General features: G+C 69.8%; 8 protein-coding genes. 5 read left to right on the top strand and 3 right to left on the bottom strand.

Annotated features, from left to right (window positions below; translation table 11 throughout):
- Nucleotides 1-665, top strand: a 665-nt coding sequence (locus ACLF3M_RS27850; protein WP_430660271.1) for a fatty acid desaturase, incomplete at its 5' end; no start/stop codon positions are given.
- 93 nt (nt 666-758) lie between these two features.
- Here ACLF3M_RS27850 and ACLF3M_RS27845 read toward each other — a convergent pair.
- The gene (locus ACLF3M_RS27845; RefSeq protein ID WP_430660270.1) at nt 759-1,070 is read right to left on the bottom strand and encodes a hypothetical protein; all 312 of its coding nucleotides are present in this window, start codon (nt 1,068-1,070) and stop codon (nt 759-761) included.
- Nucleotides 1,071-1,458: 388 nt separating this feature from the next.
- On the opposite strand from ACLF3M_RS27845, the gene ACLF3M_RS27840 reads away from it, so the two are divergent.
- From ACLF3M_RS27840 to ACLF3M_RS27830, 3 genes are read left to right on the top strand one after another with little or no spacing between them, the layout of a single operon-like run.
- Nucleotides 1,459-2,211 carry a glycosyltransferase gene (locus ACLF3M_RS27840; RefSeq protein WP_430660269.1) on the top strand — a complete coding sequence of 251 codons (753 nt, stop codon included), beginning with the start codon at nt 1,459-1,461 and terminating at the stop codon, nt 2,209-2,211.
- On the top strand, nt 2,208-3,188 hold the full coding sequence (locus tag ACLF3M_RS27835) for an ATP-grasp fold amidoligase family protein (protein ID WP_430660268.1): 981 nt from the start codon (nt 2,208-2,210) through the stop codon (nt 3,186-3,188). Before ACLF3M_RS27840 ends, ACLF3M_RS27835 begins: the two co-directional genes overlap by 4 nt.
- A 44-nt stretch (nt 3,189-3,232) precedes the next feature.
- Nucleotides 3,233-3,670, top strand: a complete 438-nt coding sequence (locus tag ACLF3M_RS27830) for an SET domain-containing protein (protein WP_430660267.1) — start codon at nt 3,233-3,235, stop codon at nt 3,668-3,670.
- Between the two features lie 21 nt (nt 3,671-3,691).
- Here the strand turns inward: ACLF3M_RS27830 and ACLF3M_RS27825 are convergent, their stop codons facing one another.
- Both ACLF3M_RS27825 and ACLF3M_RS27820 read right to left on the bottom strand, forming a co-directional pair.
- Nucleotides 3,692-5,107 (bottom strand): oligosaccharide flippase family protein, encoded by a 1,416-nt coding sequence (locus ACLF3M_RS27825; RefSeq protein ID WP_430660266.1) that lies wholly within the window; start codon nt 5,105-5,107, stop codon nt 3,692-3,694.
- 444 nt (nt 5,108-5,551) lie between these two features.
- Nucleotides 5,552-6,526, bottom strand: coding sequence for an acyltransferase family protein (locus tag ACLF3M_RS27820; protein WP_430660265.1), 975 nt, complete (start codon nt 6,524-6,526; stop codon nt 5,552-5,554).
- Nucleotides 6,527-7,093: 567 nt separating this feature from the next.
- On the opposite strand from ACLF3M_RS27820, the gene ACLF3M_RS27815 reads away from it, so the two are divergent.
- Nucleotides 7,094-7,591, top strand: a complete 498-nt coding sequence (locus ACLF3M_RS27815; RefSeq protein ID WP_430660264.1) for a hypothetical protein — start codon at nt 7,094-7,096, stop codon at nt 7,589-7,591.
- Nucleotides 7,592-8,162 lie beyond the last annotated feature (571 nt).

Genomic DNA, 8,162 nt, shown 5'->3' with positions numbered 1-8,162 from the left:
TCCGATTTAACAAGGCGATGCCGTGGACCGCCTTCTCGCAGATGGCGACGACCTTTCCGCCGCTGCTTGCCTTGGTCGCCGCGATGTATGTCGGCCTGCTTCTGGATTGGTGGCCCGCCCTGTGCCTCGCCTTGCCAGCGTCGGGCTTGGTGGTGAGGGTTTTCGCCCTCCAGCACGACTGCGGACACGGGTCGTTGTTCCGATCGCGGCGAGTGAACGATGCTGTCGGCCGGCTTTGCTCGCTCTTTAGCCTGACGCCCTACAGCCTCTGGCGGCGGCAGCATGCGGGACATCATGCGGTCTGGAACGACCTCAACGATCGCGACCGCGGAGAGGACATCGACTCCAGCTGCATAACCCTGGCGGAGTACTGGGCTCTGGGGCGCTGGAGACGGCTTGTGTTCCGCACGGCCAGGCATTTCCTCGTTGCTCAGCTGCTGCCGCCGCCGCTGATCTTCGTCGTGCTCTTTCGCTTCCCCTTTGATGCACCGAAGGTGTGGCGCCGTGAGCGGCGCGGCGTCCACCTTACCAACTTTGCGCTGGCCTCGCATGCTGACGCTTGCCGAAGCCGACAAAGAAATCCGGCCGCCGTGACCGGCGCCAGGAAATTGAGCGTCTCGGCGCCCGGCATCCCGAGCGCCCGACCTCTCCCACAGGTCGGCTGACAACCCTAGCCAAGGCGTCATCGCGCTGCCGCACCACGCTGCTGGCACTGGCGGAGCGCATGGCAGCCGCTTCGCGAACGCGTCCGCGTCGGATCAGGCGATGAGCACCTCGTCGCCGAGGATCAGCCCGCTCGCGCCCGGCAGGTAGATCAGGCTGTGCAGCGGCGTGCCGGGAAGCAGGTCGTCGAAGGCGATCAGCGTCGCGCCGCGGGACTCGGGCATGTTGGGATGCTCGGTGAAGTCGTAGATCCGCACCTGCTCCGGCGTGACACCCTCGAGCAGGATTCTGTCCGATCCCGTGTCGAAGCCCTGCACCGACAGCCCGCCCTCGATGCCCGCCCGGTAGTGGATGACGTCGGCGCCCTGGCTCGCGACGATCAACGCGCCGTCGCCCGGCGCCACCACCTCGGAAGCCGATCGCCTCCACCAATGGGCTGAGGTCGCGGCCGGCCTCCGTCAGATGGTAATCGATGGTCGTGAGATCGGCGCGCAGCGGGCGGCGCGGGTTGCGCAATACAAGCGTTCGATTGCGTCAGAGGACTGCAAATGATTCGCCTGAAAAGCGCGGCGGTCGTGTCAAAGAAGCCGATATGCTGACCACTATGCGAAGTTGATAGCGCGCTTGTAGATGCAACCGGCTGCGCCGTTCCCGTGTCCATTTCATCGCATGTAAGTGAGCAGATTGTAGAGACTTTGGCGCGTAGCGTCTTTCCGTTGAATGATGTCGCAATATCGCTGGACCAATATGTCCATTCCGAAGCTGCTTCATTACGTCTGGGTAGGCCCGGCTCCGATGCCGGCCCAGCACCGCCAGTTCATCGAGACCTGGCGTCAGCAGATGCCGGACTGGCCCATCATGGCCTGGACGGATGCCGACATCGACTGGTCGGTCCGCTACCTCCAGCAGGCCTACGCCACCCGCGGATGGAACCGCATCTCGAACTACATGCGCATGCATGCCCTGAACAGGTATGGCGGCTTCTACCTCGATACCGACATCGAGCTGCTGAAGCCCCTCGACCCGCTTCGGGAGGAGCGCGCCGTCCTCGGCTTCCAGGTCGCCGAGCCGAGCGACAGCTGGGTCAACGGGGCGGTCTTCGGCGCCGAGCCCGGCCACCCTTTCGTCCGTCGCCTCCTCCGCGCCTTCCATGAGGAGATGCCGGGCTGGCGTCGCATGGGCGACAGTCACGGGCCGGGACTCATCACCCGGCTCCTGCGGGATGAAGGGCTCTCGCGCTGCACGGGCGCGCCGCAGCACGTGGCAGGCGTCACGCTGATGCCGGTGGACCGGTTCTATCCCTACCACTGGACCGAATCCTTCACGCCCGCCTGCATCACGCCCAACACCTTCGCCGTGCACCACTGGGAGCATGGCTGGGGCGGGCAGCGGCCACTTACCGCACGGGAGACGCTGCGCGCCCTCGCCGCCGCGACGATGCCCGGGCCGGCCGCGGCCCTCGCACGGCGCCGGATCGCGTCCGAGAAGGCGCGCCGGGCCGGCCCGGGCCGCGGCGCGCAGGCGCTCGACGGCGTGGAGCCGGCATGAGCGACGCGGCGGCAGGCGCGTTGGGGGCGCTCCGTGTCGTGCTGCCCGCCGGGCTCCGGCGCGCGGCGCGATCCGCGCTCCACGCCGCCGTGGATGCCGTGCCGGCGCTTGCCCGCGCGCGGGACGCGCGCGCGCTGCGGCGCCGGATGCGCGCCGCGCTCGGCTACGAGCCGGACCTGCGGAACCCGCGCACCCACAACGAGAGGCTGGCGCACAAGATCCTGCACGACCGCGACCCGCTTCTCGTGCGCACCTCGGACAAGATCGCGGTGCGCGACTTCGTCGCGGAGCGGATCGGGCCGGAGTACCTCATCCCGCTGATCGGCACCTACGACCGCGCCGCCGACATCCCGTGGGACGCGCTGCCGGATCGCTTCGTGCTGAAGGCGAACCACGGATCCGGCACCAACCTGATCGTGCGCGAGAAGGCCGCGGTGGATCGCGCCGAGGCCCTGCGCGTGGCGGAGGAGTGGTTGGCCGACAACCACTACCGCTGGACCGGCGAATGGGCCTACAGCCGCATCAGGCCGCGGCTGCTGGCCGAGGCGCTGCTGGAAGACGCCGAGGGGAAGGCGCCGCCCGACTACAAGTTCTACGTCTTCCACGGCCGCCCGCGCATCGTGGACGTGCACATCGACCGCTTCGGCCCGGGCTACCGCTACCTGCAACGGGACGCCGAGACACTCGGCCCGCTGCCCTTCAAATGGGGCGATCTCGTCGCGCCCGAGGAGGACTGCCCGACCTACCTGCCGGCGGCGGAGGTGCGGGCCATGGCCGCGCTCGCCGCGCGCCTCGGCGCGGGCTTCGACCATGTACGGGTGGACCTCTACCTCTCGGGCGGGCGCATCTGGTTCGGCGAGCTGACGCACTACACGAGCAACGCCTGCGCGCCGTTCTTCCCCGACCGCTGCGACCGCGTGCTCGGCGACCTCTGGGTCGATCCGGGCCGCAGCCTCGCCACGACCGGTGCGACCTGACCACGGGCGCCGGCGTTGTCACGTTCCTTGTTGGGAGAGACAGGATGGAAGCGCAGGACAGGATCGTGGATGCGCGCTGGCGGCGCCGGGCGCGGCTGCAGCTGGACCCGGTGAAGGGCAAATGCGTGTTCGCCGCCGAGGCAATCGCGGCGGGGGACGTCATCGGCTACTGCGACGGCCCGGAGCTGGACCGCGACACGGTGCACAGCATCCATCTCGGGGGCAAGCGCATCGACCCCTCCGAGCCGTTCCGCTTCATCAGCCACTCCTGCGACCCGAACGCGGAGTTCCGGGACAAGGGGAACTGGCTCCATGCGCTGAAGGAGATCGCGGCGGGGTCCGAGATCACCATCGACTACCTCCACACGGAGCCGCGGATCAGCGCGCCCTTCCTATGCCGCTGCGGCGCCGCGAGCTGCCGCGGCATGATCTCCACGCCAGCGAATGAGGCCGCCGCGCCCAGGCGATCCGCCGCCCGGTAGGGCAGAGCGCCCCGCGCGCCCTCAGCTGGCGTCGGGGACGGGCGCCGAGACCTCCCGCCAGGGGGCGCGGGCGAGCAGGACCAGGATCGGGCCTCCGGCCGCGGCCCCGATCGCCACCTTGGCCGCGAGGACCAGGAGCGCCGGCCGCGCCGGCAGCAGCCCGGCCGCCTCCGCCGCGAGGACAGCGGCGACCACGGCCGCGGCGGGCAGAAGCGCCGCCGCAAGGAGCCGCGCCTGGCGCCGGAGCGGGAAGCCGAGCCAGCGTGACGCGAACACCGATGCGGCCGCCGCGTCGGCAAGCAGCGCCGCCGCCCAGGCCGCGGCGGCCGGGGGGCCTGCCTTCGGCACCAGCAGCGCGAGCAGCAGCGTGAGCCCGATGCCGCCGACGGTCAGCACGAGGTTCACCTCCGGCCGCCCGGCCGCGGTGAAGGCCATGCCGAAGGGCAGGGCGAAGGCGCCGAGCGCGAGGGCGGCGGACAGCACCTGCACGGGCGCCACGATGCCCGTCCAGGCAGGCCCGAGCAGGACGGCCTGCACGTCCGGGGCGCAGAGCGCCAAGCCGGCGAAGACGGGCGCGAAGGCTAGGCCCGCCAGGCTGCACAGAGCCTGCAGCCGGCGCTGGAAGGCCTCCGGCCGCGGCCGCAGCCGCGAGAGGGCCGGCAGGCCGTAGCGGTGGACGAAGGGCGAGGGCAGGTCGCGCGCGACCTCGACGATGCGGAAGGCGATCTGCAGCACCCCGGCGAGCGCCGGCAGCCCGCCCGCCACGACAAGAAGGAAGAGGCGGAGGCCGGCGCGCTCCGCGATGCCGCCTGCGGCGGAGGTCACCGCGAAGCGCGCCATGCCGCGGATCGTTCCGAGGTGGAGCACGGGAACGGCCGGGAGGCGGGCGAAGGCGGCCGCGAGTGCCGCGGCGGTGCCGAAGAAGGCCAGTTGCTGGCCGACGATCGCCCATGCGCCGGCGCCGGCGAGCGCCAGCGAGAGGCCGGTCGCCAGCCCGACCGTATGGGCCCCGATGCCGCGCAGCGCCAGTTCGCGGAAGGTGTGCCGGCGCAGCAGCACGCCGTTGGCGGTGCCCTCGATCGCATTCAGGGGCAGGACAAGCGCCAGGGCTGCCAGAAGCGGCCCGACGCCGGGCCCGAGCAGGCCGGGCAGGAGCAGGCCGGCGGCCGCGATGGTCAGGGCGAGCGCGACGGCGAGGCCGAGGCTCGTCCACAGCACGCTGGCGATGTCGGGCGTCGCAAGAGCCGGGCGCTGGACCATGGCGTTGGTGAAGGCATAGGCCGCGATCGGCTGCACCAGCATGACGACGGCGCTCGCGAGGGCCGCGCGCCCGACCTGGTCCGGACCGACGATGCGTGCGACGAGGAAGGTCGTCACGACGGTGCCGGCCATCCCGATCACCGCCTCTGCAGCGATCCAGCCCGCCTGCCGCGTCATCCGCTTCCTCTGCCCGGCCCAGCCCGCCGAGGCAAGGGCCCACCGCCCTTAGACCGTGCGCCGCTTGCCGTCACGCCGACGGATTTGCGCCGATGCTCTTCGCGGTTCGCATCGCGCTGGCGCCTTCCGCCAGGCAGCACGGGGACGGTCGCGATCTTCACTGACCGCGTCATGACCAAGCCCTTCTTCGCGCAATCTCGCGCACGCCCTTGCCGAGCTTGAGCTACACCCGGATCTCCACCTCCAGTTCTCTCCTGACTATCCAGGCCCCTCGTCAGCACGACAGGGCACCCCGAGCCTGGGTCAGGTTTCAACCGGCGGCCAGTTTCACTCCGGCGGTTATCTGCACGCTCAAGGTTCCTTGAACCAGATCGCGCATGGCGTTGTGCTCCGCGGCGGGCGCCGCCACTCACCGATCTGTGGCGGGCACGGAGGTGACCGCAGTCAAGCGACGAAGCGCTTGAGCCCAGGGAACTGGCTCAGCAGCAGGCTCAGGCCGGTGGCCAGTGCAAAGGCGCCGAGCGCAAGCAGGACGATCTGCCAGAAGCTGCCACGTCCGGTGAGCGGTGCGAGCAGCCATACGGACCAGAGATGCGCGGCGTAGACCCCGAGGCTGATCCGGCCGAGATCGGCGACACGGCGTATCGGCGCCGCATCGGGCAGGGCGCGCCCGAGCAGGAGGATCGCCGCGCCAAGTGGGAAGCTGGAGAGCATGAAGTCATGCGCTGGCAGCGCCTCCGCACCCGACGCTGCGCCAACCAGCCATGTCTCGCCGAGCAGCAGGGCATGGCAAGCCAGCACCATGCCGAGCAGCGCGCGCCAGCCGAGCGTCACATGGCGCTCAGCGAGCAGGGCGCCGACGCAGATGAAGGCGGGCGCAACCAGCACCCCACCACGCACCGGCGTGCCGCCAAGATGCAGCAGGTCGTGGTATCCGCCCTTGGCGAGACCGACGAGCGCTAGCGCTGCGGCCGCCATCGCGGTGAGACGAAGACCGACCACGGCACGGCCGAGGCCAACCACGACAAGGCCGAAGCAAAGCGCCGGCAGGAACCAGAGGTGATAGGCCACGCCGCCGTATAGCAAGTGAGACGGGCTGAACTCCCAATCCTGAACTGGATAGGCTTTCAATGCCACGTAATAGGCTGCCATCCAGAACAGGTGCAGCGGCAGTAGCCTCCGCACCGGGCGGAGGAATGCCTCGGGCCAAGCTTCGGCACGACGCCCGAGGAAGTTGCCCGATGCAACAAAGAAGTAGGGCACGGCGCCGAGGCAGGTGATATGCGCCAGGTCCTGCGCGAGAGAGACCTGCGGGTCCGGCAGAGCGTGGATCACCACCACCGGGAACGCCATGGCGTAGCGGAGTGCGTCAATGCCGGGGAGGCGTACGGCTTCGTCCGTCGCAGAGCGGTCAGACATGCCGCAACCTAACGGGAGAGAGTCGTGAAAAGGTTCCCGCGGCCACGCGGACGCACGGCGTGCATTCTGCTTTAGGTCGTACGGAGCCGGACAAGGAGTCGGGCCGTCCGGCAGCGCGTCGAGGTTCTGACGGGCGCTGGCCGGCGACGGACATGGTCGGACGACGACAAGGCGAGGAGGTCGCGGAGACGGCGCAGCGGGCGCGGTGGTGACCGAGGTGGCGCGGCGCCGGCAGGTCACGCCGCAGCAAGGTCTTCGACCGGTGCCGGCAGGCCCGCAAGGCACTGGCGTCGGCTACGGCTCCGGCGGAGCCAGCCTTCGTGCCAATCGTGGCGGAAGCGCCGACGCCTTAGCTGGGGCCAGCACCGTCCCGCAGCACACCCGCGGTCGAGATCAGGCTGGCCGGCGCAGCGCTGCGCGTCGGTGCGCCGGCACGGACGGAGAGCGTTGCTCTGCGGCCCTTGCTGGAGCGTCAGTTCTGAGCGGTTTTCGCCGTGCACCACGGCATGAGTTCGTCGATACGGCTCTGCGGCCATCCTTCGGCGAGGGCGGGTCGTCCTGCACGGGTTGATGGAGTTGCCGGCCCCCGAAGGCGAACCCTACGACTTTCCCGAGTTCCCGGACGGACGGCAAGCGGTAAAGGCCTGGGTGACGGCAACGCTCGGCAAGGGCTCGCCAGTGAAGAAATGGGCGAAGGGGAAAGCGCCGAGGGCGCCAGACGGGGCACCCTGGTGCCCGAAGGCAAGCGGGGAAGCGGTGATGCGCCGCTACCCCTTTCTCCGAGAGCCGGCGCTGGTCTCGGCACATCTCGCTCTGTACGGCCAGCCGAACCGCCTGCTGGCGCACATGCCGACCGGCGTTGAAGCTTCTATCATCACCGCGGTCATGCAGGCCCTGCGCTCACAAGGCGTCCTTGCGCTGCCGATGCACGATGGCCTGATCGTGCCGGCATCCGCCGCGTATATCGCCCATAATCTGCTGACCGAAGTCGGCGAGCAGATCGGGAAGGTGAAGCTGCGATTGACCGTGGATCAGACGCCGCTTGCCGTCGAGGCGAGCGCGTAAGGTTGCCGTACACGCCCGGCGATATCCCCACGTAGATGCGCTTAATCGCCAGACCCTGCTTGCCAGCGCCCGCTTTCGTCCCGACGCCAGACCGCAACGGGTGGCAGCATCGTCTGCCTGCGCCAGACATCGCCGTTCAGCCGCCAAATCTCCACAGCGCCGACGCTTGGCGTGATGGGCAGAGGTGCTGGCGTGCCGAAGGCGGGCGGGACGACCCCACCGGCAAATGGAGGGACCGTCGGCCCGGTGAAGGACGGCGGCACCAAGCCGGTAAATGGCGGCACGATCGAAGCGGTAAACGGCACCGTCCGTCCTACGCCCAACGGCACTGTCGGGCGTAGACGCGGCACCAAGACGCGATTACGCGCGTCCAGTGCAGTGAGATCGGGTAGTCGGATGCCGTTGTCGAAGCGATGATCACTACTCGGCCCGCCACCGGGCGGGCGCTCCCCGGCACGAGGCGAAGCGAATGTGCCGCCTCGAAACGCCCCGCTCCCATGGAAGCCGCCCATCCCTCCGCCGCTCCCCGCACCTCCTCGGGCCTCAACGGCGACAGGTACGACAACCCAAA

This window comes from Falsiroseomonas sp. HW251, assembly GCF_050563545.1.
Lineage (GTDB): Bacteria > Pseudomonadota > Alphaproteobacteria > Acetobacterales > Acetobacteraceae > Falsiroseomonas.
This window is presented reverse-complemented; position numbering and strand designations above follow the sequence as displayed.